Origin of the sequence: Frigoribacterium sp. PvP032 (genome assembly GCF_017833035.1) — a bacterium.
Lineage (GTDB): Bacteria > Actinomycetota > Actinomycetes > Actinomycetales > Microbacteriaceae > Frigoribacterium.
Genome location: NZ_JAFIBM010000001.1, coordinates 573,572 through 598,487 on the forward strand (window position 1 = coordinate 573,572; position 24,916 = coordinate 598,487).

General features: G+C 67.7%; 20 protein-coding genes. 11 read left to right on the plus strand and 9 right to left on the minus strand.

Translation table 11 applies throughout. The features are described from left to right. Positions 1–25: 25 nt before the first annotated feature. The 4 genes from JOE35_RS02650 to JOE35_RS02665 form a co-directional block, all read right to left on the minus strand. Positions 26–742: a B3/4 domain-containing protein gene (locus JOE35_RS02650; RefSeq protein WP_209559724.1), complete on the minus strand. Its 717-nt coding sequence runs from the start codon at positions 740–742 to the stop codon at positions 26–28. Continuing rightward, on the minus strand, positions 739–1,341 hold the full coding sequence (locus JOE35_RS02655) for a helix-turn-helix domain-containing protein (protein WP_209559725.1): 603 nt from the start codon (positions 1,339–1,341) through the stop codon (positions 739–741). The genes JOE35_RS02650 and JOE35_RS02655 overlap by 4 nt, the downstream gene beginning before the upstream one ends. Before the next feature lie 78 nt (positions 1,342–1,419). After that, a complete protein-coding gene (locus JOE35_RS16180) occupies positions 1,420–1,695 on the minus strand; it encodes a helix-turn-helix domain-containing protein (RefSeq protein ID WP_374099691.1) in 276 nt (91 codons plus the stop codon). 206 nt (positions 1,696–1,901) lie between these two features. Further along, positions 1,902–3,470, minus strand: coding sequence for an alpha-N-arabinofuranosidase (locus JOE35_RS02665; RefSeq protein WP_209559728.1), 1,569 nt, complete (start codon positions 3,468–3,470; stop codon positions 1,902–1,904). Positions 3,471–3,602: 132 nt separating this feature from the next. Here JOE35_RS02665 and JOE35_RS02670 point away from each other — a divergent pair, with 132 nt between their 5' ends. From JOE35_RS02670 to JOE35_RS02680, 3 genes are all read left to right on the plus strand, one after another. Further along, entirely contained in the window at positions 3,603–4,655 is a 1,053-nt protein-coding gene (locus JOE35_RS02670; RefSeq protein WP_209559740.1) for a LacI family DNA-binding transcriptional regulator, read from the plus strand. A gap of 389 nt (positions 4,656–5,044) precedes the next feature. Continuing rightward, on the plus strand, positions 5,045–6,409 hold the full coding sequence (locus JOE35_RS02675) for an RICIN domain-containing protein (RefSeq protein WP_209559743.1): 1,365 nt from the start codon (positions 5,045–5,047) through the stop codon (positions 6,407–6,409). A gap of 123 nt (positions 6,410–6,532) precedes the next feature. Next, the gene (locus tag JOE35_RS02680; protein ID WP_209559744.1) at positions 6,533–8,464 is read left to right on the plus strand and encodes an RICIN domain-containing protein; all 1,932 of its coding nucleotides are present in this window, start codon (positions 6,533–6,535) and stop codon (positions 8,462–8,464) included. A 141-nt stretch (positions 8,465–8,605) separates the two neighbouring features. On the opposite strand, the gene JOE35_RS02685 is transcribed toward JOE35_RS02680, so the two are convergent. The 5 genes from JOE35_RS02685 to JOE35_RS02705 form a co-directional block, all read right to left on the minus strand. Further along, positions 8,606–9,754: a LacI family DNA-binding transcriptional regulator gene (locus tag JOE35_RS02685; protein WP_245186029.1), complete on the minus strand. Its 1,149-nt coding sequence runs from the start codon at positions 9,752–9,754 to the stop codon at positions 8,606–8,608. 20 nt (positions 9,755–9,774) lie between these two features. Then, positions 9,775–11,718: a glycoside hydrolase family 127 protein gene (locus JOE35_RS02690; protein ID WP_209559745.1), complete on the minus strand. Its 1,944-nt coding sequence runs from the start codon at positions 11,716–11,718 to the stop codon at positions 9,775–9,777. Positions 11,719–11,720: 2 nt separating this feature from the next. After that, positions 11,721–12,542 (minus strand): carbohydrate ABC transporter permease, encoded by an 822-nt coding sequence (locus tag JOE35_RS02695; RefSeq protein WP_209559746.1) that lies wholly within the window; start codon positions 12,540–12,542, stop codon positions 11,721–11,723. A 9-nt stretch (positions 12,543–12,551) separates the two neighbouring features. Then, positions 12,552–13,487, minus strand: a complete 936-nt coding sequence (locus tag JOE35_RS02700; RefSeq protein ID WP_245186030.1) for a carbohydrate ABC transporter permease — start codon at positions 13,485–13,487, stop codon at positions 12,552–12,554. Between the two features lie 77 nt (positions 13,488–13,564). Further along, positions 13,565–14,710, minus strand: coding sequence for a sugar ABC transporter substrate-binding protein (locus JOE35_RS02705; protein WP_209559747.1), 1,146 nt, complete (start codon positions 14,708–14,710; stop codon positions 13,565–13,567). A gap of 267 nt (positions 14,711–14,977) precedes the next feature. Between JOE35_RS02705 and JOE35_RS02710 the strand changes: the two genes are divergently transcribed. From JOE35_RS02710 to JOE35_RS02745, 8 genes are all read left to right on the plus strand, one after another. Then, positions 14,978–15,967, plus strand: coding sequence for a LacI family DNA-binding transcriptional regulator (locus tag JOE35_RS02710; RefSeq protein ID WP_209559748.1), 990 nt, complete (start codon positions 14,978–14,980; stop codon positions 15,965–15,967). A 141-nt stretch (positions 15,968–16,108) separates the two neighbouring features. Continuing rightward, complete coding sequence (locus JOE35_RS02715) at positions 16,109–17,554, plus strand: sugar porter family MFS transporter (RefSeq protein WP_307802906.1); 1,446 nt, start codon at positions 16,109–16,111, stop codon at positions 17,552–17,554. Between the two features lie 41 nt (positions 17,555–17,595). Further along, positions 17,596–18,522, plus strand: a complete 927-nt coding sequence (gene iolC / locus JOE35_RS02720) for a 5-dehydro-2-deoxygluconokinase (protein ID WP_209561833.1) — start codon at positions 17,596–17,598, stop codon at positions 18,520–18,522. After that, on the plus strand, positions 18,515–19,426 hold the full coding sequence (locus JOE35_RS02725) for a deoxyribose-phosphate aldolase (RefSeq protein ID WP_307802908.1): 912 nt from the start codon (positions 18,515–18,517) through the stop codon (positions 19,424–19,426). Before iolC ends, JOE35_RS02725 begins: the two co-directional genes overlap by 8 nt. Positions 19,427–19,461: 35 nt before the next feature. Then, positions 19,462–21,003: a CoA-acylating methylmalonate-semialdehyde dehydrogenase gene (locus JOE35_RS02730; RefSeq protein ID WP_209559750.1), complete on the plus strand. Its 1,542-nt coding sequence runs from the start codon at positions 19,462–19,464 to the stop codon at positions 21,001–21,003. Positions 21,004–21,078: 75 nt separating this feature from the next. Beyond that, positions 21,079–22,005, plus strand: a complete 927-nt coding sequence (gene iolB, locus JOE35_RS02735; protein WP_209559751.1) for a 5-deoxy-glucuronate isomerase — start codon at positions 21,079–21,081, stop codon at positions 22,003–22,005. Then, positions 22,002–23,900, plus strand: a complete 1,899-nt coding sequence (gene iolD, locus JOE35_RS02740; RefSeq protein WP_209559752.1) for a 3D-(3,5/4)-trihydroxycyclohexane-1,2-dione acylhydrolase (decyclizing) — start codon at positions 22,002–22,004, stop codon at positions 23,898–23,900. Before iolB ends, iolD begins: the two co-directional genes overlap by 4 nt. A gap of 47 nt (positions 23,901–23,947) precedes the next feature. Continuing rightward, complete coding sequence (locus tag JOE35_RS02745; RefSeq protein WP_209559753.1) at positions 23,948–24,916, plus strand: sugar phosphate isomerase/epimerase; 969 nt, start codon at positions 23,948–23,950, stop codon at positions 24,914–24,916.

The following is a 24,916-nucleotide window of genomic DNA, read 5'->3' on the forward strand; positions in this document are numbered from 1 at the left end:
ATTGTCAGGTCATGCGCCGGCCCGGTCAGGCGGTCGCTGGGCCGCCGAGCGTGCGAGCCTCGATGAGCACGTCCGGTCCGAGCCGAGTCAGGTGCGACGCCAGGTCGTCCGTCGCGGCCCGGAGCTGCTCGTCGGTCATGGGTGCCAGGGCGTCGAGGATGAACAGGGCGCTCGTCGTGGTGTCGCGCAGCTGCGTCCGTCGGCCCTGGCGCCAGTTCCACCGCCGGCAGGTGACGCCGGCGTCGTCGCGCCAGACGACCTCGCCGGCGTCGGGGTGCTCGGTCACGTCGGCGCCGCCGGCGGCCGTGTCGAAGTCCTCGTCGCCGGAGGCGCAGGTCAGGTGGGGCGCGCCGACGTAGTGGTCGAGGTCCTCGCCGCCGAGGGGCACCTGGTGCAGGACGGAGATGGCGTTGTAGACGTCGGTCAGCCTGTTCACCCGCGGCAGGCCGCCCTCGGCGCGGCGGAGGAGTGCCTCGAGGCTGTTCCGGGTGCGCTGGGGCTTCGCCCCGAAGCTGCGATAGGCGTCGCGCCACGCGGCGACATGGGGCAGCTCCTCCACGGGGGAGGCCGCGAGCATCGCACGAGCCTTCTCCTCGGCGGTGGCCAGGAGATCGTCGGTCGCCTGGTCGCTCTCGCCGGGCGTGAGACCAGACACGGCGAGGAGGGACACCCGGTAGTCGGGCCGCAGCGCCAGGACGGTGTCGTCGATCCGGGCCTGATCGAGCAGGGCGAAGGTGGTCATGAAGGGTCCTCTCGTGCAGACTTGGTGCCGACGTCGGGCTCGAACACGGCGAGGGTAAAGGTCGCCTGGTGGTCGGAAGTGTTGGCATACGAATGCCGTTGGTCACCGTCGAAGGCGTAGGTATCTCCCACGGCCAATGCGATTGTGTCGAGACCTGTCCTGAGGGTCACCGCCCCGGCTGACACGTGCAGGATCTCTCGTGTTCCAGGGGTGTGGGCGGGGCTCTCGTGGATGTCGAGCGGTTGCAAGGTCCACGCCCACAGCTCGAGGACGTCGGGGGACGGTGTCCCTGCCAGGAGCACACCCGATCCACCTCGTTCGCTCGTCCAGAGGGGCGTTCCGTTGCCTGCGCGAGTGTGGGAGGCGGGAACACCGTTCCGTTCGGCAACCAGGGTCGGCAGCCCGATGCCGAGGGCGTCACTCAGCCGCAGCAGGGTCGTCACACTTGGATTGGTCTGGCCCTTCTCCACCATGACGACCATCCGGCGGCTGACGCTTGATGCCTCGGCCATCTGATCGAGCGTCCATTCTCGAGCAAGGCGAGCCTCTTGGATGCGCTGTCCGAGGCGGATCGCTAAACCACCGTCGCGACCCGTCATGTAGTGCAGCATAGTGCACTGTCCCTCGCGGTGGTGCCGCATTCGGGGGCTGACTCCTTTGATCGGGGTTGCTGGTGCTTATCGCCGCCCGGCAACGTCGACGCCGTGCAGGCGCGCTAGCGGCAGTTCCAGGGCCTCGAAGATGCTAAGAATGACGAACACATTCGGGCCGCTGAGTTCTCCGCATTCGATTCGCCGCAAGGTGGCGATACCGATTCCGACCTCACGGGCGAGGTCCTGTTGTCGCAGTCCCAGCTGAGCGCGGGCGTCCCTGATCGTGCAGCCCAGTTGGGCCGCGGGGGTGGTGGTCGAGAGCAAAGACCGGGGCACTGATACGACCTTCCACGAAGCCACTCTGCTGACAGCCAGTCATCGACCGGCCCCTAGTTCGGGATCTATCGCTGGAAAAGGGGCACCTGGCGTCCCGAACGGCAGGTGCCCCAGACGGGCCCGGCTAGCTCTCCGGTTTGCCCGTCCCAATGGCCCCGGATTGTGCACGGGGCGTGTCCCGCCCTTGTGACCGCAACCGGTTCACGAGGGCGGAAGAAGATCACTCAGCGCTAGAGCAGCAGCGGAATGGTGACAACGGTCCAGGACACGGCCGGCAAGGCAACGATGGCCCGCGTGTCCTCGAAGATCAGCGAGGTGGCCTTCGGGGTCACTCGCTCCGGCCGTTCCAGCGTGTTCTTGGCGTAGGGATCGTCCGCATGAAGAAGGTGGGCCCGCGCCGTGCCGGTGTCCGGGTGGAGGTCGCGAAGGTCGATCTCGAGATCGATGCTCGAGTCGGGGTTCCTGTTGACGGCAAAGACGTGAATTGCGTCGCCGTCCTCGCTGAGGACCGCGACGGAGTCGATCGATGCCACTGTTCCGTGGTCGGCTGTCGAATGTTCAGGGCTCGACAGCCGCGGTCGCAGAGCGGTGCCGCGGGCGAGTCGGGAAGCGTCAGCGAAGGGGAAGAAGGTCGTCTGCCGCCACGCCGGGCCGCCGGGCTCGGTCATGATCGGGGCGATGACGTTCACGAGCTGAGCCAAGGAGGCGGCGGTGACTCGATCTGCATGCTTGAGGAGCGAGATGAGGAGGCCTCCGACCACCACGGCATCGGCTACCGAGTAGCTGTCCTCGAGGAGACGCGGCGCCTCTGGCCAGTTGTCGATGTCGGTGATCCGTTCCTCGTTCTCGAAGCGAGTGTTGTACCAGACGTTCCATTCGTCGAAGGAGATGTTGATCTGGCGATCAGAGCGGCGAGCTGCTTTGACGCTGTCGATGGTGGCGACGATCTCCTCGATGAAGGAATCCATAGCGGAGCCGGAGGCGAGGAAGCTGGCGAGGTCGCCGTCTTTCTCTTCGTAGTAGACGTGGCAGGAGATGTAGTCGACTTCGTCATAGGCGTGCTCGAGGACGGTCCGCTCCCACGTGCCGAATGACGGCATCTCGGCGTTCGACGAGCCGCAGACGATGAGTTCGACGCGTGGATCGAGCTGGCGGATGGCGCGCGCGACCTGAACGGCCAGGGCACCGTATTCCTGGGCTGTGCGGTGTCCGAGCTGCCAAGGACCGTCCATCTCGTTACCGAGGCACCACATGCGAACGTCGAATGGTTCGGCACGGCCGTTGTCGATGCGTTGCTGCGACAGTGCGGTCCCACTGCGCACGTTGGCGTATTCGACGAGATCGAGTGCTTCTTGCGTCCCGCGAGTTCCGAGGTTGACTGCGAGCATGAGTTCGGCACCAGTTCGTTCGAGCCACTCGGCGAATTCATGCAGGCCGACCTGGTTGGTCTCGGTGGAGTGCCAGGCGAGGTCGAGCCGTCGAGGGCGATCCTCGCGTGGGCCGACTCCGTCCTCCCATCGGTAGCCACTGACGAAGTTGCCACCTGGGTACCGCACGGTGGTCACGCCGAGTTCGTGCACTAGTTCCAGGACGTCGGCTCGGAATCCTTTGTCGTCTGCTGTGGGGTGCCCCGGTTCGTAGATGCCGTCGTACACGCATCGGCCGAGGTGTTCGACGAAGCTGCCGAACAGTCGTCGATTTACGGGGCCGATGGCTACCGCTTCGTCGACGACGAGCACTGCTCGCGAGCGAGGGGGAACGCTCTCGCTGGCTGAGGAGCGAGTGTCGGTGGTCGTCATCTGTGGCTCCCGAGAGATGAGGTTCGACATCGGAGGTCGAGCCGGATTTACATCGTCTTCTTCAACGATGTACTCGCGAGTATCTGGGGAGCGGTAGGCTGATGTCAACACCTAGTCCGAAAGGGACAGAACGTGGCCGTCACGATGAAAGACGTCGCCCGAGAAGCGGGCGTGTCGATCAAGACAGTCTCGAATGTCTTCAATGACTACCCGTTCATGCGACCTGAGACGCGTCAGCGGGTCCTCGTTGCCGCCGAGCGTCTCTCCTATGTGATGAATCAATCGGCCAGATCTCTGCGCTCTGGTCGAAGTGGCGTGATCGGTCTTGCCATCCCGGAGCTGCGGAACGCCTACTTCGCGGAACTTGCTGATGCGGTGATGGAAGCGGCTGATCGACGAGGCTGGACGGTCGTCATCCGACTCACCGCCGGGGAGCGTCAGCGGGAAGTCGATGTCCTCCACGGCTCGGCGGCGACCACCTACGACGGGCTGCTGCTGAACGCCTTGGCGCTGAGCGACGGTGATGCCGAACTGCTCGGAGGCCAAGTGCCCACCGTCCTTCTCGGTGACCATGTCGCCCAGGCGCCCATCGATCACGTCACCATGCCCAACATCGCCGCCGCACGGGCAGTCACGGCCCACCTTCTCGAGCAGGGCCGCCAACGGATCGCTGTCATCGGTGCACACGAGGGAGAAGTGGTGGGCTCGGCGGGGCTGCGACTGCAGGGCTATCGCGACGCCCATCAGGCGGCCGGCCTCGCCGTGGATGAAGGTCTCATCGGATACGTCCAGCGGTGGCACCGTTCCGACGGCGCCATCACGATGCAGACGGTCCTCGACCGTGGCGCCCCCGTCGATGCGGTCTTCGGCCTCAACGACATGCTCGCGCTCGGCGCGATGCGAACGCTCCAGGACAACGGATTCGTTGTCCCGCGAGATGTCGCAGTCGCCGGTTTCGACAATCTCGAGGAGTCGCGCTACTCCTTGCCCACGCTGACGACCGTCGATCCAGGTGTCGCCGAGATCGCGGAGCGATCCCTGATGATCCTCGAGAACCGTCTGGCCGGGAACACCGACCCAGTAGGCCAGGTGCAGTCCGCATTCTCCCTCGCCGTACGCGGATCGACCGACCCCGAGGCCAGTGACGTGCTGGCTCCGCCTTCTCTCGTAGTCCAGCCGTCCTGAGTCAGTCCTGCCGACCACGGAAGCGTGGCGGCTGACGGAGGGTCATCAGCGACCTGCGCTGTTCGGCTACGGCGTTGACAGGGCCTTGTCCATGGAGTTGACTCCGCTCTACATCGTTAAATGCAACGATGTAGAAGCGCATTCACGAAGGAGTGAAGATGTCAGTCGACTCACTGGCCCCACGTACCGGTCACCGAAAGGGGCGTCGTACTCTGGCGGCCTTCCTGGCGGCAGCCACCGCGGCGGCAGCCGTTGTCACCGGGGTCGTCGGGGGCCCGGCCCCAGCCCAGGCGGAGACGTACGGGCCATCGACGATGTACACCCCGCCGGCGGACGCACCTTCTCCGAAAGTTCTCTATCCGCGGGCCATCACGTTGCAGAACGGGAACATGCTCGCCACCTTCGAGCAGTACACGACTGGCAAGCCCGTGTTCCCGATCTTCCGCAGCACGGACAAGGGCCGGACTTGGTCCCAGATCTCGAGCGTCCAAGACACCGTCAACGGTTGGGGCCTGCGCTTTCAGCCGGAACTGTTCCAGCTCCCCACCGCTGTCGGTTCCTACCCTGCGGGAACGATCCTTGCCGCCGGCAACTCCATTCCTAATGACTTCTCGCAGACGAAGCTCGACGTCTACGCCAGCCGCGACGGCGGAGCGAGCTGGGAGTTCGTTAGCAGCGTCGCCCGAGGGGGAGCTGCCTCCATCGACAACGGCCAGACACCCGTGTGGGAGCCCTACTTCCTCGTCAACAACGGCAGGCTCAGCGTCTTCTACTCCGATCAGCGAGACCCGGCCTACGGCCAGAAGATCGTCCACCAGACCACGACCAACCTCACCTCCTGGGGCGGTGTCGTGAACGACGTGGCGAACACCCGTTACTCGGACCGCCCCGGAATGCCGATCATCACCAAGCTTCCCGACGGCCGCTGGATGATGACCTACGAGAACGGAGGCGCACCCGAGGGGAACTTCGCCGTCTACTACAAGTTCTCCAACGACCCCGAGAACTGGGGTGACAAGCCCACGCAGGTCCTTCGCACGACGGACGGCGTCGTCCCGACGAGTTCGCCCTTCGTCACCTGGATCCCTTCCGGCGGACCGCAGGGAACGATCGTGGTGTCGGCCTACAGCAGCAGTGATCTGTTCCTGAACACGAGCGGCGGCACCCAGGACACGTGGACCCGCGTGCCCACCCAGGTCGGTGGCGGCTATTCCCGCTCCCTCACTGCCATGCCCGACGGCCGCACCGTTTTCATCATGAACGCCGGCGTCCTGAACGGGAACAACACCGTCACCTACGGCGCCGTCGACCTCGGCTCCACCATCACCTCGGGAACCACCTACGAAGTCGCCAACCGCAACAGCGGACTCGTCCTCGGCATCGAGAACGCTTCCCGTGAGCCCGGCGCCGGCGCCCTGCAGTGGGCCGACAACGGAACTGCCGACCACAACTGGCGATTCGAGCGCCTCAGCAACGGCTACTGGAAGATCCGGAACCAGAACAGCGGACTCGTTCTCGGGGTCACGAACCAGTCCCGCGACAACGGTGCACGCGCTGTGCAGTGGAGCGACAACGGGACAGCCGACCACGAATGGGTCATCACTCCCTTCCCGGGCGGCGGGTTCTCCATCAGCAACCGCGTCAGCGGCAAGCGTCTCGAGATCGGCAACGCGTCGACAACCCTCGGAGCCGCCGCCATCCAGTGGGAGAACACCGCAAACCCCTGCCAGGTCTGGGTTCTCCGCCAGCCCTAGAGATTCGTTGATCGAGGAGGCGGGCCAGGAGCTGTAGTCGGCCCGCCTCCTCGCTTCGACCTGCCCGACAAACAACGGCACACAGCCACGCTGTCCGCTGATACGCGATCGAAGGAAGTCTCCATGTCACGCCCAGAACGGCTCTCCGCACCACGACTGCAACGAAGTGTCCTCGCCGCTTTCGTGACCGTCCTCATTGCCCTATCCGGGGTGATCACAGCACCTCCGCCACCCGCCGCTGCCATCGGCGAGACCACCTTCACCAACCCCCTCATCGAGGACGGCGCCGACCCGACCATCGAGTACTTCAACGGCAATTACTACGCGGTCGTCACCACGTGGGACAACCGCGTCGTGATGAGGAAGGCGCCAACGCTCGAGGGGCTCAAAACGGCGGCACCGACCGCAGTGTTCTCCGACACGACGCCCGGACGAAACGGGAACATGTGGGCGCCGGAACTCAAGCGGCTCACCGGCCCCAACGGTACCCGCTGGTATCTGATGTACACCATGGGCGCGGCCGGCAGCTTCGACAAGCAGCACCTTCAGGTCATCGAATCGACCGGAGACGATCCGATGGGCCCGTACACGTACAAAGGCCGACCCATCCCCACCGACGCGTGGAACATCGATGGTTCGTACGTCGAGATGAACGGCGAGTTGTTCGTCACCTGGTCGGCGTTCGGAACCGACGGCCTCCAGAGCAACTTCATCGCCAGGATGTCCAACCCGTGGACTGCCGTCGGCCCACTCAACGTCCTCTCCCGGCCGACCGCAGCTTGGGAGACGATCGGGCAGCCCGTCAACGAAGGCCCCGTGCCCTTGCAGAAGGACGGCAAGACCTGGATCGTCTTCTCCGCCAGCTACTGCGGCACCGAGGACTACCAGCTGGGCACGCTGCGGTACACGGGTGGTGACCCGGTCCTTGCATCGTCGTGGAACAAGAGCGCCGGCCCGGTCTTCTCCAAGGGCAACGGAGTGTTCGGGCCGGGGCACAACGACTTCTTCACCTCCCCCGACGGAACCCAGACCTGGAACCTCTACCACGGCAACTCGCGAGCGGACGGAGGTTGCGCTCGTCAGCGGTCAGCCCGCGCGCAGCAGGTCACCTGGAACACGAACGGTGATCCGGTCTTCGGGCAACCCGTTGCCACAGGGGCACCGATCGCCGTGCCCTCGGGAGAGCGTGGACCGATCACGACCACGGTGCAGGGTGCCGCCTATGAAGTCGTGAACCGCAACAGCGGTTTGTGCCTCACCGTGGCGGGTGCATCGACGGCCGATGGCGGAGACGTGGTGCAGGGCGCTTGCGCCGACGGCGTCAAGAGCGGCTCCAGCTGGACCATGGACCCCACGGCAGACGGCGCCTACCGCTTCGTCAACGCGGCGAGCAACAAGGTCCTCGATTCGGCGGGCTGCGGCTCTGCTGACGGGACGGACGCGCGACAGTGGGCCTGGCTCGCGAACTCCTGCCAGGAGTGGCAGCCATCACCGACCGGAGACGGTGGGTACTTGACCATCACGAACCGGGCGAACGGGAAGCTGCTCGATGTCGCGAACTGCGCGACGGCGTCCGGAGCTGACGTGCGCCAGTGGCGTTCCCTTGGTAACGCCTGTCAGCAGTGGTCGATCCGACCGGTGGGCACGAGCGCCGTTCTCAGCAACCAGAGTGGCAAGTCCTTCGACGTCGCCTCCTGCTCCACCGCGGCAGGTGCGGCGCTCCAGCAGTTCGCGTACCTCGGCTCTCCCTGCCAAAGGTTCGCCTTCACCTCGACCACTGCCGGCGCCGTGCAGATCCGACCCACATCCGCTCCTGGGCTCTGCCTCGGTGTCGCCGGCGGGTCGTCCGCTGACGGAACGGCGGTCACCCAGGGTGCTTGCGGTGCGTCGGCATCGTGGAGGCTCGTCCCGCTGCCCGACGGGGCCATGCGCATGGTCTCTGCTCTCACAGGGAAGTCGCTAGACCTCGACGGCTGCTCCACTGCGGACGGGGCGAAGTTGCAGCAGTACTCGGCCTTCGACAACACCTGCCAGCGCTTCCGAATCGTGAGGTGAGGAACGGTGCTGGTGCCGTCGCCTCATGGCGCAGGCACCAGCACCATCGGCTGCTGGCCTTGGGAGCGGGTACAGGACACGACTTCGCCGCAAGGTCACCGGAGGAGCGCCAGGGCCAGCTGTGAAGGCCGGCGAGGAGTCTCAGGCGCCATCCGGGTCGGCAGTCGGGGAGACGTGTTCAGGGTGTCCGGTGGAAAGACGGGGCACGACACGTGTCGGAACAGTGTGGGCCCCGGTTTCGCGGACCCCGTCGATGGCGTGGAACAGAAGTCGCGCTGCCGTGCGCCCCAGTTCTCGGAGGTCCATGTTGATCGAGGAAAGCGGCGGGCGGGCTTGAGTGGCGATGTGTCGCCAGTCGTCGTGACCCATGACTGCTACATCCGCCGGAACTTGCACCCCAGCCTCACGGAGAGCATCGAGGACGCCCCGGGCCAACTGGTCTGCCCCGCACGCGATCGCGTCAATAGGTTCTCCAGAGGCAAGGAGCCGACGAGTCTCCATGCGGCCCCATGCCTCTGACCAATTTCCGAAGACAGGGCCACCTCCGACAAACGTCAGCCCCAAGGCAGCCATGGCGGCGGTCGCACCGGCCGCCCGGTCGACGGCGGCCGAGAAAGTTGGATCCCCGGCGATGTAGGCGATGCGCCGCCGTCCGTTGCTGACGAGGTGCTCCACGACGTGCCGACCGGCGCCGTGGCAGTCACTGATGACGCTGATGTCTGCCGGATCGATGCTGGGCGAGTACGCGTAGACGACGGGCACACGGAGGTCCCGCCCGACGCTGGGCCGCGGATTCGTCGTGTCACCCACGAAGATGAACCCGTCGACGCGTCGCGCCAAGAGGGCGCGCACTTGCTCTCGCTCCTTGGCGGCGTCACCGCGGGCGTCGCAGAGGAAAGCCTGAATTCCCCCGGTGCCGAAGGCGTCCTCAGCACCCATCATGATCGGGATGGAGAACCGACCTTCGAGGTCGTTGGTGATGAGGCCGACCGTACCCGAACGGCCGTGGCCAAGATCTGATGGCGGCCGACTCGGTGTGAAGCGCAATGCCTCGGCGGCCCTTTCGACACGGCCCCGCGTCGCCGCGTGGACCTTGTAGCCGCCCCGGAGCGCCTTGGAAGCGGTGGCTATCGACACACCAGCGGCCGCGGCTACGTCTTTGAGGGTGGCAGGACGGTCTGGACGTCGAGAATCACCCATGCCAGCCTCCATCTCGTCCTGCCTGCGCCGACGGTAGCGGCGCCACCAGTCCGCCAGCCCAATGGCCGGGGCTGCGAGGAAGTATTCCATGCGCGCCCCGGCCCCGCTCTTTAGAGCCCCTCGCGAACCCAGACGCGCATCTCGCCCTCGCCCCGGTTCGCCCAGCTGAAGTAAGGCACGAAGGTGAGGTCTGCCGACTCGTCGATCGGGTCGGCCGTGCGGTAGAGACCTTCGCCAGGAATGCTTGTTCTGATTCCCGCGGCGTGCACCGTGTTGAGGTCCCCTGCATGACCGGTGGACAGTACAGAGTCGCGGGGGAGCGTCAGCATCTGCAGCTCGTGCCCGTTGTCGACCTCCTCGAGCGCATACACGAGAGGGCCACGAGCGACAGCGACCTGACCGGCGTGGTCCGCCAGTCGGGCATCGGGTCGCAGCCGGCGCGGTGTCGTGTCGAGCTGGAGCACGATCCGGTCGCCGACCGCCCAGGTGCGCGTGACGCTGACGTACCCGTCCTCGCCGAGGACCGTCTCGTCGGTGAGGTCGATCTCCTCGCCCGCAACCGTCAGGGTCGACCTCGATGACCAGGCAGGGACACGCAGGGACACGGTGAACGGCGACGTGGTGGTCGCCTCGACGTTCAGCTCGATGCGTCCGCTGCCGAGGACGTCTGCGTCGACAGCCACCAGCGCTTCCTCGTCCCCGACCGGCACACGCACCTCACCCGAGACGGCGACGTGCATGACGAGTTCGTCGTCGCCGAAGGCGTAGGCGTAGGAGCCCAGGGAGGTCAGGAGGCGTGCGACGTTGGGCGGGCAGCAGGCGACCTCGAACCATTCGTTCCGTCCGACACCGCCCCTGCTCGACAGGGGGTTGTCGTAGAAGAAGCAGCGTCCGTCGTGTGACAGGCCCGCAAGGACACCGTTGTGCAGCGCCAGTTCGAGGATGTCGCCGTAGCGGCGGTGCCGGTCGATGCGAAGGAGGCGCTGTGCCCACATGGCCAGGCCGATGGCGGCGCACGTCTCGGCGTAGGCCGTGCCGTCCGGCAGGTCGAAATCCTCCGTGAAGCCTTCGTTCACGGCTGATGTGCCGATGCCTGCCGTGACGTACATGCGGCGACTCGTCAGATGGTTCCAGAGGCGACGGCATGCCTCGAGCAGTGAGTCGTCGCTTTGCTCACGTGCCAGGTCTGCCATCGCGGAGTAGAGGTACATGGCCCGGACGGCGTGGCCGACGGCCTCCGTCTGCTCGCGTACGGGGGCGTGACCTTGCAGGTACTCCCGTCGACGACCCGGGTGGTCTGCAGTGGGAAAGTGGAAGCCGAACCAGCCCTCAGTGCCTCGACGTTCCTTCTCGAGGTCGAAGAAGTAGGGCTCCTGGCCGCGCTCCTCGACGAAGTAGGAAGCCAGTTCCAGGTATCGGGCTTCGCCCGTGGCGGCTGCGAGTTTCACCAGGGCGAGTTCGATCTCCTCGTGGCCGTCGTACCCGCGGAGCTGCCCGTCGCCGCGGCCGAAGACCTTCTCGATGAGGTCCACGTAGCGGCGCATGATGTTCAGGAGGCTTGTCTTGCCGGTTGCGGCGTGATGCGCGACGGCGGCCTCGATGAGGTGCCCGGCGCAGTACAGCTCGTGGGCATCACGGAGGTCGGTGAACCGCGCCTGCGGGTCGACTGTCTGGAAGTACGTGTTGAGGTAGCCGTCGTCGTCCTGCGCGGAGGCGAGGAGCGCGATGACGTCGTCGAGCTGGGCATCTAGGTCGGCGTCGGGGTGGTGCACGAGGCTGTTGCTCGCAGCCTCGATCCACTTGGCCACATCGCTGTCCCAGAAGATGTGCGGGACCGGGTCGCCGTCCTTCGGCTCGTGCCGCAATGCCTGTAGGTGTCCAACCGTGTCGAGCTGGTGGCGCTGGAACGGGATCGTCTCGGTGATGACGGTCTCGATGCGAGGCGACCAGAAGGTGTCGTTGACGGTGACGGCAGCCAGGGGCGCTGGGCGGGACGGGTGACTTGCGCCGGCCCCACGGGTCGTTGTGTCGTCGTGGTCGATGGTGTGGGTCATGGTCAGCCCTTCAGAGCGCCGGAGGTGAATCCGCGGACGTAGTACCGCTGGAGGAGGAGGAACAGGAACAAGCAGGGGATCGCGGAGATGATGACGCCGGCCTGGAGCGCGCCGTAGTCGACCTGGCCGAGGCTGCCGCTGCGGAGGCTGACGAGGGCGACGGGCAGGGTGAAGCGAGATCCGTCGGTGAGGAAGATCAGCGGTGCGATGAACTCGTTCCAGGAGGCGAGGAATGCGTAGAGGCAAACGGTGACGACGCCGGGGACGGTTCCCGGCAGGAGCACCTTGAGGAAAGCCGTCCGGCTGCTGCAGCCGTCGACGTAGGCGGCTTCGTCGAGTTCCCGGGGCAGGGACTCGAACGAGTTGCGCATCATGAACAGGCTGAACGGCAGCTGCAGCATCACCAGCACCAAGGCAAGCCCCACGAGGCTGTCCTGCAGACCGATCCAGCCGAGCAGGACGTACAGCGGGATGAGGATCGTGGCGTAGGGCACCATCAGGATCGCGAGGGCCAGGACGAAGAGCACGTTCTTGCCCGGGAAGGTCAGCCGTGCGAAGGCGTAGCCGGCGGGCACGGAGACGATGAGGACGCCCGCGACGGTCATGAGGGCGACGGCTCCGGTGTTGAGCACGTACGTGCCGAGGCCGCTGCCGTAGTCCACGACCCGGCTGTAGTTAGCGAACCCGAAGCCGCCGTCGGGCGAGGCGCCTGAGTCGGTGAGGGAAGACCAGAGGGTCCAGGCGAGGGGCAGCAGGAACGCCAGGGCGATGACGATCGAGACGACGTGCCAGGCGGTGGCACCGAGAGTGCGTCGGAGTTTCATGGTCGGCGCCTACTTGGTGTTGTCGCGTCGGAGGAGCGCGAACTGGGCGAGGTTGAGGACGAGTAGGAACGCAAGCACGACGACCGACAGGGCGGCGGCGGTGCCGAGGTCATACTGCACGAAGGCCTTGCGGTACAGGGCGATCACGAGGGTCACCGTCGAGTTGTCGGGCCCGCCGCTCGTGAGGACGTAGAACTGGTCGAACGCCAGCACGCTGCCCGTGACCGAGAGGATGAGCATCAACGCCAGGGACGGGCGCAGCAGCGGCACCGTGACGGACCAGAAGGTCCGCATCGGCCCCGCGCCGTCGACACGGGCCGCTTCGTAGACCTCATCGGGGATTGCCTGCAGCCCTGTGAGCAGGATCAGCATGAAGAAGCCGGAGAAGCGCCAGATGACGAGCAGGAGGGTCGACCAGAACGCCCCTGCCGGGGTCGCTATCCAGGCGACCGGGCCGATGCCGAACGTGGCGAGGAGTTCATTGAGGCCGCTCGTCGGCTGGGTGTAGAGGCCGTAGAAGATAAGGGCGCTCGAGGAGATGCCGATGGCGGCGGGGATGAAGAACGCCGTGCGGTACAGGGCCGTTCCACGTCGCGCCTGCTGGATGAGCAGGGCGAGACCGAGCGCGATGACGCTGAGCACGACGGTCGTGACGATCGTGTAGATGAGCGTGAACCCGGCAGCCTTGACGAAGAGGGGGTCTGAGAGGCCGGCGAAGTTAGCTCCCCAGTTGGGCTTCGAGACGCCGATGAGTGGCCAGTCGTTCAGCGACATCCAGAAGAGCAGCCCCAGCGGGAGGACGAAGACGACCCCGACGACGAGCGCGGTGGGGGCGGCGAAGAGGAGTCCGGTGCGTCGTTGCTCGGCGAGGTGGGCTGAGGTGCCTGCCCGGGAGCGTCGTGTGGTTCTGGGGGTGGCGTCTGGTGGCGCGGCGAGAGTGACCATGGTCGTCCTTGACTTGTGGTGGGGGTGGCGTACGGGGGCCGGCGGGGCCCAGGATGCTGGGCCCCGCCGGCTGGTGCTCACTGGCTCAGTGCTGCGGAGATGGCGTCGTTGTCGGCGCCTCGCTCGGAGGCGTCACCGAAGACCTGGTTTCGGACGTACGCGGTCCAGGGACCGTTGGCGTCGTTGAAGGTCGAGCCGAACGCGGCCGAGACGGGGGTCTGGCCGACGGAGACGAGTCGCGACAGCTCGGCGACGTTGGGGTCGGCCTCGGAGTACTCGTTGTCAGCGAGGTCGGTACGAGAAGGCAAGGCGCCGCTCTTGGCCACGACATCGATCTGGGCTTCGTCCCCGATGGTCCAGGACAGGAAGTCCCAGGCGGCGGCCGCCTTGTCGCTGGTCGACGCGATGCTCAGCGTGTCGCCGCCGAGGAACGTGCTCTCACCGCCGTCGATGCCGGGTACCGGGGCGATGCCGACGTCCAGGGTGTCGTTCTTGGGGAAGCTGCCGTAGCCGGCGGCGCCGAGGATCTGCCAGCCGATCTTGCCCTCCGTGAAGGCGGTCCCAAAGGTGGCACCTGTCTCGGTCTGAGCAGCTTCGGGAGCGAGGCCGTCTTCCCATGCCGTGCGGTACTGGTCGTAGACAGAGCCGGCTGTGTCGGTGTCGAGTTCGGCTTCGGTTCCGTCATCGTTGAGGACTTCTCCGCCGTCGGCCCAGATGCTCGGCCAGGTGGTGAACAGCATGCAGCCGCCGCAGTTGCCGCCGAAGTAGAAGCCGTCGGCGCCCTCGACGCCGTCGATCGCCTTGGCCGCCTCGAACCAGCCGGCGAGGTCGGTGGGCGGGGAGTCGGGGTCGAGGCCCGCCTTCTCGAAGAGCACCTTGTTGTAGAACACCGCGGAGAGGTCGATGTCGTGCGGGACGGCGTACTTCTTGCCGTCGGTCGACGTCCCCACCGCGATGTGTCCTTCGGCGAGGTCGTCGGCGAAGGGGAGGGCGTCGATCTCCGCGGTCAGGTCACGGAATAGCCCCTTGGTGACGTAGTCGGGGGTGAAGACGACGTCGGACGAGACGATGTCGGGCAGCTGGCCAGCACCCGCAGCGCTCGCGACCTTCTGCTGGTATGCATCGAAAGGGACCACTGTCAGCTCGACCTGGTTTTCGTGGCTGTCGTTGTATGCGTCGACGAGGGCCTGGGTGTAGTCGCTGGTAGCGGACCGGGTCCACATCGTGACTGTCGTGCCGTCGTCGGTGGCTTCGAGAACTCCACCCGTCGACGCTGCAGGCCCGGTCTGACAAGCGCTCATGAGAAGTGCCACGGCGACGGCTGAGGCCGAGGCCACCGCGAGGCGGCGAGGGGCAGAGGAACGTGGCACGAGATCTCCTTTGATCGACCGAGGTGAATCCCCGATTCCGATAACGTTGTAGTGAAAGTAAGTCCCGGGCTAGATTTTCGTCAAGAAACGAAAATCGACGAATGTGGAAGGTGGGTAGCCGTGGGTCGCATAAGGCTCGTCGACCTCGCGGCGGACCTCCAGGTCTCGGTCTCGACAGTGTCGAAAGCTCTGGCAGAGAGTTCGGAGATCAGCCTGGAGACGCGGGCTCGTGTGCGGTCGCGTGCGGGCGAGCTTGGATATCGGCCCAACGGTGCGGCTCGCCGCCTCCGGACGGGAACAACACGCGCGATCGGTCTTGTGAGCCATGACAGCATCGGGTGGCAAAGCCTGCCAGTCCTGTTGGGCGCGGAAGAGGCCTTCGGCTCTGAGGAGACAGCGGTTCTCCTCAGTGATGGGCGCGGAGACCCTGTCCGTACCCGGCATCACATCCGGACCCTCCTTGATCACGGGATCGATGGGCTCATCTCGCTCGCGCACAGCACCGATGACCAGGCTTCCTTAGGTGCGCTAGGCGTGCCCGTCGTCTACGCCTACGGCGCCTCCGACTGCGAGACCGACCATTCCGTCGTGCCGGACGAGGCCAAGGGCGCACGTGAAGCTGTCAACTTGCTCATCAGTCTCGGCAGAACGCGCATCGGCCACGTCTCGGGCCCTGACACGTTTGCCGCCACTCGCCGCCGTGCTCGAGCAGCTGGAGAAGTGCTGCACTCGCACGGGCTCGAGTTCGCCGGGGGGCGCCCGCTCCTGGGTGACTGGACCGAGCACTGGGGGAGGGCGGGAACCGAAGCGCTCCTCGAAGCGGTCCCGGATCTCGATGCCCTCTTCTGCGGCAGCGACGCCATTGCCCGGGGGGCCCTCGACATGCTCGCGCGCCACGGACGAGCCGTGCCGTCGGATGTGGCTGTGGTCGGTTACGACAACTGGGAGTCGCTGGCAGCGGGAAGCGAGCCAGCGCTCACGACCGTCGACATGAACCTCCGGGAGGTCGGGCGAGTTGCGGCGGAGGGCCTCGCGAGACTCATCAGCGGCGAGGAGCTGCACGGGGTCGTCCGCCTGGACAGTGCACTCGTCATCCGCCGATCGACATAGCCGACGCTGATCTGTCGCAGGGGAACGAGCTTGCCCTATTGACAGGACATTACGGCATGACTAGTCTCGTCCTGTCGCTGGCACCAGGGCGATGCACCCGCACCGATGCGCGGCGCAGTCACCACAACCAATGGAGGAATCGTGGTCACCAACACGTCCGGGAGCAGCCCTCGCACGGCGCTCCCCGCCCTGGTCTCAGGGCCGCACACGAAGAGACTGGGCACGGTCGCGGTCATCGCCACCTTCGGCGGCCTCCTCTTCGGCTACGACACCGGCGTCATCAACGGTGCGCTCGACTCGATGGAGGAGAGCCTGGGGCTGACCCCCGCCAGCGAGGGGATCATGGTCTCGGCCATCCTCATCGGCGCCGCCGTGGGCGCGTTCTTCATCGGCCGCATCTCCGACGCCTTCGGTCGCAAGCCCACGATCAACACCCTCGCGATCCTCTTCTTCTTCGCCGCTCTTGCGTGTGTGCTCGCCCCGACCTGGGAGTTCCTGACCGGAGCGCGGTTCTTCCTCGGCATCGCCGTCGGCGGAGCGTCGGTCACCGTCCCGGTGTTCCTCGCCGAGCTCGCTCCGACCGAGCAGCGCGGCGGGCTCGTCAGCCGCAACGAGCTCATGATCGTCTCCGGCCAGCTGGCCGCGTTCACCATCAACGCCGTCATCGGCAGCGTCTGGGGCGAGCACGACAACGTGTGGCGCTACATGCTCTCCGTCGCCGTCCTGCCGGCCATCGCGCTGTTCATCGGCATGTTCCGGGTCCCCGAGAGCCCTCGTTGGCTCATCGCCAAGGGCCGTGACGACGACGCGCTCGCCGTGCTCAAGCAGATCCGTGCCGACGACAGGGCCGTCGCCGAGATGGCCGAGGTCCGCCTCCTCGCCGCGGAGGAGAAGGAAGCCAAGAGCGCCCGTCTCGCCGACCTCGTGGCCGAGCCCTGGCTCCGCAAGATCCTGTTCATCGGGATCGGGCTGGCCGTCGCCCAGCAGCTGACCGGCATCAACTCGATCATGTACTACGGCACCCAGGTGCTGCAGCAGTCCGGCTTCTCGCAGAGCGGTGCGCTGATCGCCAACGTCGGTGCCGGCGTCATCGCGGTCGTCGCGATGCTCGTCGCCCTGCGCGTGATCAACAAGGTCGGCCGCCGCAACATGCTCATGTTCGGCTTCGCCGGCGTGACCGTTTTCCATCTGCTGATCGGCCTGTCGTCCCTGCTCATCCCCGAGGGCCTGGGCCGCGCGATCGTCGTCCTGATCTTCGTCATCTGCTTCGTCGGCACCATGCAGGGCACCATCGGCCCGCTGGTCTGGCTGATGCTCTCCGAGATCTTCCCGCTGAAGCTCCGCGGCGTCGGGATGGGCCTGACCGTGCTCATCCTCTGGCTGACCAACTTCGCCGTCAGCCTGCTGTTCCCCATCCTCGTGGCGGGCATCGGCATCTCGACGACCTTCTTCATCTTCGCGGTGCTGAACGCCGCCTCCCTCGTCTTCGCCGCCACTCGCGTGCCCGAGACGAACGGTCGCTCGCTCGAGCAGCTCGAGGAGGACTTCAGCACCGGAGCCATCTACGTCGTGAAGGACAAGAAGTGACGACCGACGAGACCACCACGAGCCCGCTCGACGTCCTCACCATGGGGCGGATCGGCGTCGACATCTACCCGCAGCAGTCCGGGGTCCCGCTCGAGCAGGTCGAGACGTTCAGCAAGTCGGTCGGCGGCAGCGCCACGAACGTGGCCATCGCCGCCGCGCGGTACGGGCGCCGATCAGCTGTCCTGACGCGGACCGGCAACGACCCGTTCGGCCGCTACGCCGTGCAGGAGCTCGAGCGGCTCGGCGTCTCTACCCGGTTGATCTCGACGGTGGAGGGCCTCCCCACGCCCGTCACGTTCTGCGAGATCTTCCCGCCCGACGACTTCCCGCTCTACTTCTACCGCCAGCCCAAGGCTCCCGACCTGATGATCAGCGCGGGCAAGCTCGACCTCGCAGCCATCGAGCAGGCCGGTGTGTTCTGGACTACCGTCACCGGCCTCAGCGAGGAGCCGAGCCGCCAGGCGCACCACGTGGCGTGGCAGACCCGGGCGCGTCGGCCTCTCACGATCCTCGACCTGGACTACCGGCCGATGTTCTGGAGCAGCCCCGAGGTCGCCCACCGCGAGGTCGAGCGGGCGCTCGAGCACGTCACGGTCGCCGTCGGCAACCGCGAGGAGTGCGAGGTCGCCGTCGGCGAGACCGACCCCGACCGGGCCGCCGACGCGCTGCTCGAGCGCGGCGTCGAGATCGCCGTCGTGAAGCAGGGCCCGAGGGGCGTGCTGGCCAAGACCCGCGACGAGCGCGTCGAGGTGCCCGCGCACCTGGTCGAGGTCATCAACGGGCTCGGCTCGGGCGACGGCTTCGGCGGCGCCCTCTGCCACGGCCTGCTCGAGGGCTGGTCGCTCGACCGCACCCTCCGCTTCGCGAACGCGGCCGGCGGCATCGTCGCCACCCGCTTCGAGTGCTCCACCGCCATGCCCACGACCGCCGAGGTCGAGGCCGTCCTCGAGGAGGCGCACCGTGTCTGACCTCACAGCCCGCGACATCGACTTCGACGAGCTCCGTACCGTGCGGGCCACCGAGCCCGAGCGCATCGCGAAGACCCTCGCGGCGCGGAGGGGCCCGGCACCGTTGCAGCCCGACGGACGACTGTTCATCATCGCCGCCGACCACCCCGCCCGTGGCGCCCTCGGCGTCCGCGACGACGCCATTGCGATGGCGGACCGATACGACCTGCTCCGGCGCCTGGTCGTCGCCCTCGGGCGGCCCGGCGTGGACGGGGTCCTCGGGACCCCGGACATCCTCGAGGACCTCGCGCTCCTGGGGGCTCTCGAGGGCAAGGTCGTCGTGGGCAGCATGAACCGGGGTGGGCTGCAGGGCGCCGTCTTCGAGATGGACGACCGGTTCACCGCCTACTCCGCTGCCTCGATCGCCGAGTCCCAGTTCGACTTCGCGAAGCTCCTCGTCCGCATCGCCCTCGACGACGCAGGCACCGCGGCGACCCTCGAGGCGACCGCCCGCGCCGTGACGGAGTCGGCGAGGCTGCGCCTCCCGATCATGCTCGAGCCCTTCATGAGCGAGTGGCGCGACGGCCGGGTGGTCAACGACCTCACCGCCGATGCCGTCATCAAGTCGGTGGCCGTCGCCTCCGGCCTCGGGGAGTCGTCGGCCTACAGCTGGCTCAAGCTGCCCGTCGTCGACGAGATGGAGCGGGTGATGGCGTCGACGACGCTGCCGACCCTCCTGCTCGGGGGCGACCCGACCGGCCACCCCGACGAGACGTACGCCCGCTGGGGCGACGCGCTCGCCCTCCCCGGCGTCCGCGGCCTCGTCGTCGGCCGCACCCTGCTCTACCCCGCCGACGGCGACGTCGCCGCGGCGGTCGACGTGGCCGCCGGGCTCGTGCACGCCACCGTGCCCGCCCGACGCTGACCGCGCCTCCTCTCGAGATACGGAACGGAACCACCATGACCACCACCAGCCCCACCACGTCTGCCGAGGGCACCGTCGCCGCCGACGGCCGCCCCCTCGTCGCGCACTGGATCGACAACGCCGAGGTGCCCGGCACGAGCGGCCGCACCGCCCCCGTGTACGACCCCGCCCTCGGCGTCGTCACGAAGGACGTCTCGCTCGCCGACCAGTCCGAGATCGACGCGGCCGTCGCCTCCGCCGCCAGGGCGTTCCCCGCCTGGCGTGACCTGTCGATCACGAAGCGGCAGCAGATCATGTTCCGCTTCCGCGAGCTGCTCAACGAGCGCAAGGGGGAGCTCGCCGAGATCCTCACGTCCGAGCACGGCAAGGTGCTCAGCGACGCCCTCGGCGAGATCACCCGCGGCCTCGAGGTCGTCGAGCTGGCGACGGGGTTCCCGCACCTCATCAAGGGCGAGTTCTCCCAGCAGGTCTCGACCGGGGTCGACGTCTACTCGACGAAGGCGCCGCTCGGCGTCGTCGGCATCATCAGCCCGTTCAACTTCCCTGCGATGGTGCCGATGTGGTTCTTCCCGATCGCGATCGCGGTCGGCAACACCGTCGTCCTCAAGCCCAGCGAGAAGGACCCGTCCAGCGCGATGTTCCTCGCTCGCCTCTTCGCCGAGGCCGGCCTGCCCGAGGGCGTCTTCAACGTCCTCCACGGCGACAAGGAGGCCGTCGACGGCCTGCTCACCCACCCCGAGGTCAAGAGCATCTCGTTCGTCGGCTCGACCCCGATCGCGCAGTACATCTACGAGACCGCGGCCAAGCACGGCAAGCGCGTCCAGGCGCTCGGCGGCGCCAAGAACCACATGCTCGTGCTGCCCGACGCCGACCTCGACCTCGTCGCCGACAGCGCGATCAACGCCGGCTTCGGGTCGGCCGGCGAGCGCTGCATGGCGATCAGCGTCGTCGTCGCGGTGGAGCCGGTGGTCGACGAGCTGATCGAGAAGATCACCGCCCGCATGTCGGGCCTCACGGTCGGCGACGGGCGCCGCAGCTGCGACATGGGCCCGCTCGTCACCGAGCAGCACCGCGACAAGGTCGCCAGCTACATCGACATCGCCCTCGAGGACGGCGCCGACGTCGTCGTCGACGGCCGCGGGGTCGAGGTCGACGGCGAGGCCGACGGCTTCTGGCTCGGCCCCACCCTGATCGACAAGGTGCCGCTGACCAGCCGCGTCTACACGGAGGAGATCTTCGGGCCCGTGCTCTCGGTCGTGAGGGTCGCCTCCTACGAGGACGGCGTCGCGCTAATCAACGCTGGCGCGTACGGCAACGGCACCGCGATCTTCACCAACGACGGAGGTGCGGCGCGGCGCTTCCAGGCCGAGATCGAGGTCGGGATGATCGGCATCAACGTGCCCATCCCCGTGCCTGTCGCCTACTACTCGTTCGGCGGCTTCAAGGACAGCATCTTCGGGTCGGACAAGGCCTACGGCATGCAGGGCTTCGAGTTCTTCACCCGCGAGAAGGCGATCACGTCGCGCTGGCTCGACCCCAGCCACGGCGGCGTCGACCTGGGGTTCCCCCAGAACTGACCGACCGGCAGGCTTCTCCCCAGGCTGCACGCCCGCGACCCCACGGCCGCGGCACTCGATGATGAGGTGGACGACATGAACGACGACACACGCTGGTTCTTCCCGCGAGGGGGCCTGGCACGAGGCGGCTGGCAGACCGTCGTCGACGGCGAGGTCGACGGCTGGCAGCACACCGGCCTCCGCATCGGCGAGCTGGTCGGCGGTGCCGAGCTCCGCCTCCCGGCACGGCAGGTCGAGCGCATGGTCGTGCCGCTCTCGGGCGACGTCGTCGTCGAGTGGAGCGACGGCCGCGGCGGCTCGGGCACGGTCGAGCTCGCAGGGCGACCGTCGGTCTTCGACGGCCCTGCCGACGTCGTGTACCTGGGCGTCCACACGGAGGCGCGGGTCACCGGGTCGGGTCGCGTCGCGGTCGCCGAGGCGCCCGCCGACCAGGTGCTCGACGTGCAGGTGCTGCGCGCCGCCGACATCCCCGTCGAGATCCGGGGTGCAGGTCGCTCCACCCGGCAGGTGCACAACTTCGGCACGCCGGCGGGGCTGCACGCCCAGAAGCTGATCGTCTGCGAGGTGGTGACGCCGGCCGAGAACTGGTCGTCGTACCCGCCGCACAAGCACGACGAGTCGGTGCCGGGGACGGAGTCCCGGCTCGAGGAGATCTACTACTTCGAGTCCGCCGTCAGCCGGGGCCTCGAGGCCCCCGAGCAGGCCGACCCGTTCGGCATGTTCGCGACCTACGGCTCACCTGCCGGGCAGATCGACGTGGACCGGCGCGTGCGCACCGGCGACGTCGCCCTCGTGCCCTTCGGCTACCACGGCCCGGCCGTCGCCGCCCCCGGGTACGACCTCTACTACCTCAACGTCATGGCCGGCCCCGACCCCGAGCGGGCCTGGCTCATCACCGACGACCCGGCCCACGGCTGGGTGCGCACCCAGTGGGAGTCGCAGGACCCAGACCCGCGCCTCCCCTACCTCCCCTCAGCAGCACCGAAAGGACCCCGCCCGTGACGACGAAGCGACTCACCGTCGGCCAGGCACTGGTCGAGTTCCTCGCCAACCAGTGGACAGTCGACGGCGACGTGCGTGAACGCACGATCCCCGGCATGTTCGGCATCTTCGGCCACGGCAACGTCGCCGGCGTCGGCCAGGCCCTGAAGCAGTACCACGTCGACCGCCCCGGCCTGATGCCCTACCTGCAGGCGCGCAACGAACAGGCCATGGTCCACGAGGCCGTCGGCTACGCCCGGATGCACCGGAGGCGCGCCACCTACGCGAGCACCGCCTCCGTCGGCCCCGGGGCCGCCAACATGCTGACCGCAGCCGCCCTGGCGACGACCAACCGCCTGCCTGCGCTGCTGCTGCCGAGCGACACCTTCGCGACACGGGTCAGCGACCCCGTGCTGCAGCAGATCGAGATGCCGCACGACACCTCGCTGCAGGTCACCGACGCGTTCCGGCCGCTGTCGCGCTTCTTCGACCGGGTCGACCGGCCGGAGCAGCTCTTCTCGATCGCCCTCGCCGCCATGAGGGTGCTGACCGACCCTGCCGAGACCGGTGCCGTCACGATCGCCCTCCCCGAGGACGTCCAGGCCGAGTGGCTCGACGTCCCCGAGGAGTTCCTGCAGCCACGGGAGTGGCACATCCGCCGTCCCGTCCCCGAGCGATCGCCGCTCGAGCGGGCCGTCGCCGCCATCCGCTCCGCGAAGCGTCCCGTCATCGTCGCCGGCGGGGGAGTGCTCTACTCGGGTGCCGAGCAGCAGCTCGACGCCTTCGCCCGCACGACGGGGATCCCCGTCGGGACCACGCAGGCCGGCGGCGGATCACTCGTCTGGGACCACCCCCAGTACCTCGGCGGCATCGGCGCCACCGGCACGACCGCCGCGAACCGCATCGCCGCCGAGGCGGACGTCGTCATCGGCATCGGCACCCGGTACAGCGACTTCACCACCGCCTCCCGCACTGCCTTCCAGGGCGAGGGCGTGCAGTTCGTGAACGTCAACATCGCCTCCTTCGACGCCTACAAGCACGGCTCGCAGCTGCCCGTCGTGGCCGACGCCCGCGAGGCGCTCGACGCCTTCGGCGCAGCACTCGCCGAGTACACGGTCCCCGACGAGCACTCGACACGCGTCGCCGCCGAGAAGGCCGCGTGGGACGACCTGGTCGACGAGGCGTTCCTGCCGTCCGGGCTCGCCCTGCCCGGTCAGCCGGAGATCATCGGCGCCGTCCAGGCGGCCAGCGACCCCACCGACGTCGTCGTCCAGGCAGCCGGGTCGCTCCCCGGCGACCTGCACAAGCTCTGGCGCGTCCGCGACCCGCTCGGCTACCACGTCGAGTACGCGTTCTCGTGCATGGGCTACGAGATCGCCGGCGGCCTCGGCGTCAAGCGGGGCGCACCCGACCGCGACGTGATCGTGATGATCGGCGACGGCTCGTACCTCATGCTCCACACCGAGCTCGTCACCGCCGTCGCCGAGGGCATCAAGATCATCGTCGTGCTCGTCCAGAACCACGGCTACGCCTCGATCGGGCACCTGTCAGAGACGGTCGGCGCCGACCGCTTCGGCACCCTCTACCGCAAGCTCGACCCCGACGCCCTCGACTTCCAGGGCACAGAGGTCCTCCCGGTCGACCTGGCGATGAACGCCCGCAGCTACGGGGTCGACGTCATCGAGGTCGAGCCCACCGAGAACTCCGTCGCCGACCTCACCGCCGCGCTCGCCACGGCTAAGGCGTCGCCGACGAGCACCCTCATCCACATCAACAGCGACCCGCTCGTCTACGCCCCCGACGGCGAGGGCTGGTGGGACGTCCCCGTCGCCCAGGTCTCCACCCTCGAGGCGACCGAGGAGGCGCTCGCCGACTACCGCGAGCACCGGTCGTCCCAGCGCCCGCTCCTCGGCTGACTCCCTCACCTCGACCTCACGACACGCTCACGAAAGGCACTGCCGCCATGACCGACACCGTCACCGATCCCGACGCCACACCCGTCGAGACCTCCTCCGCGTCGAACGACCGCGGGCTGCGCATCGGCACCGCCCCCGACTCGTGGGGGGTGTGGTTCCCCGAGCACCCCAGCCAGATCCCGTGGCCGCGGTTCCTCGACGAGGTGCAGCAGGCCGGGTACCGGTGGATCGAGCTGGGCCCCTACGGCTACCTCCCCACCGACCCCCACCAGCTCGAGGACGAACTCGGCAAGCGCGACCTGCTGCTGTCGGCCGGGACCGTCTTCACCGGCTTCCACAAGGGCGACGACCAGTGGCAGCGCGCCTGGGACCAGGCGCTCGCCGTCGCGGGGCTGGCCTCGGCGCTCGGCGCCGAGCACCTGGTCGTCATCCCCGACCTCTGGCGCAGCGACGCCACCACCGAGGTCCTCGAGGCCCGCACCCTCACCGACGACCAGTGGTCGGCGCTCGGCGCCGGACACGACAAGCTCGGCAAGGCGCTGCTCGAGGAGTTCGGGGTCAAGCAGCAGTTCCACACCCACGCCGACAGCCACGTGGGGACCTACCAGGAGACCGAGCGGTTCCTTGCCGAGACCGACTCCCGCTACACGAACCTCTGCCTCGACACCGGCCACTTCGCCTACTACGGCGGAGACAACGTCCGCCTCATCGAGGCCCACCCCGACCGGATCGGCTACCTGCACCTCAAGCAGGTCGACTCCGATCTCCGCTTCACCGTCTTGAAGAACGACGTGCCCTTCGGCGACGCCGTCGCGATGGGCGTGATGGTCGAGCCGCCGAAGGGAGTGCCCGAGCTGGCGCCCGTGCTCGAGGCCGTGAGCCGGATCGACCCCGACATCTTCGCCATCGTCGAGCAGGACATGTTCCCGGTGGAGTCGATCGACCTGCCCCTCGGCATCGCCACCCGCACCCGCGAGCACATCTTCAGCTGCTCGCCCCGCGCCCGCCTCGTCTGA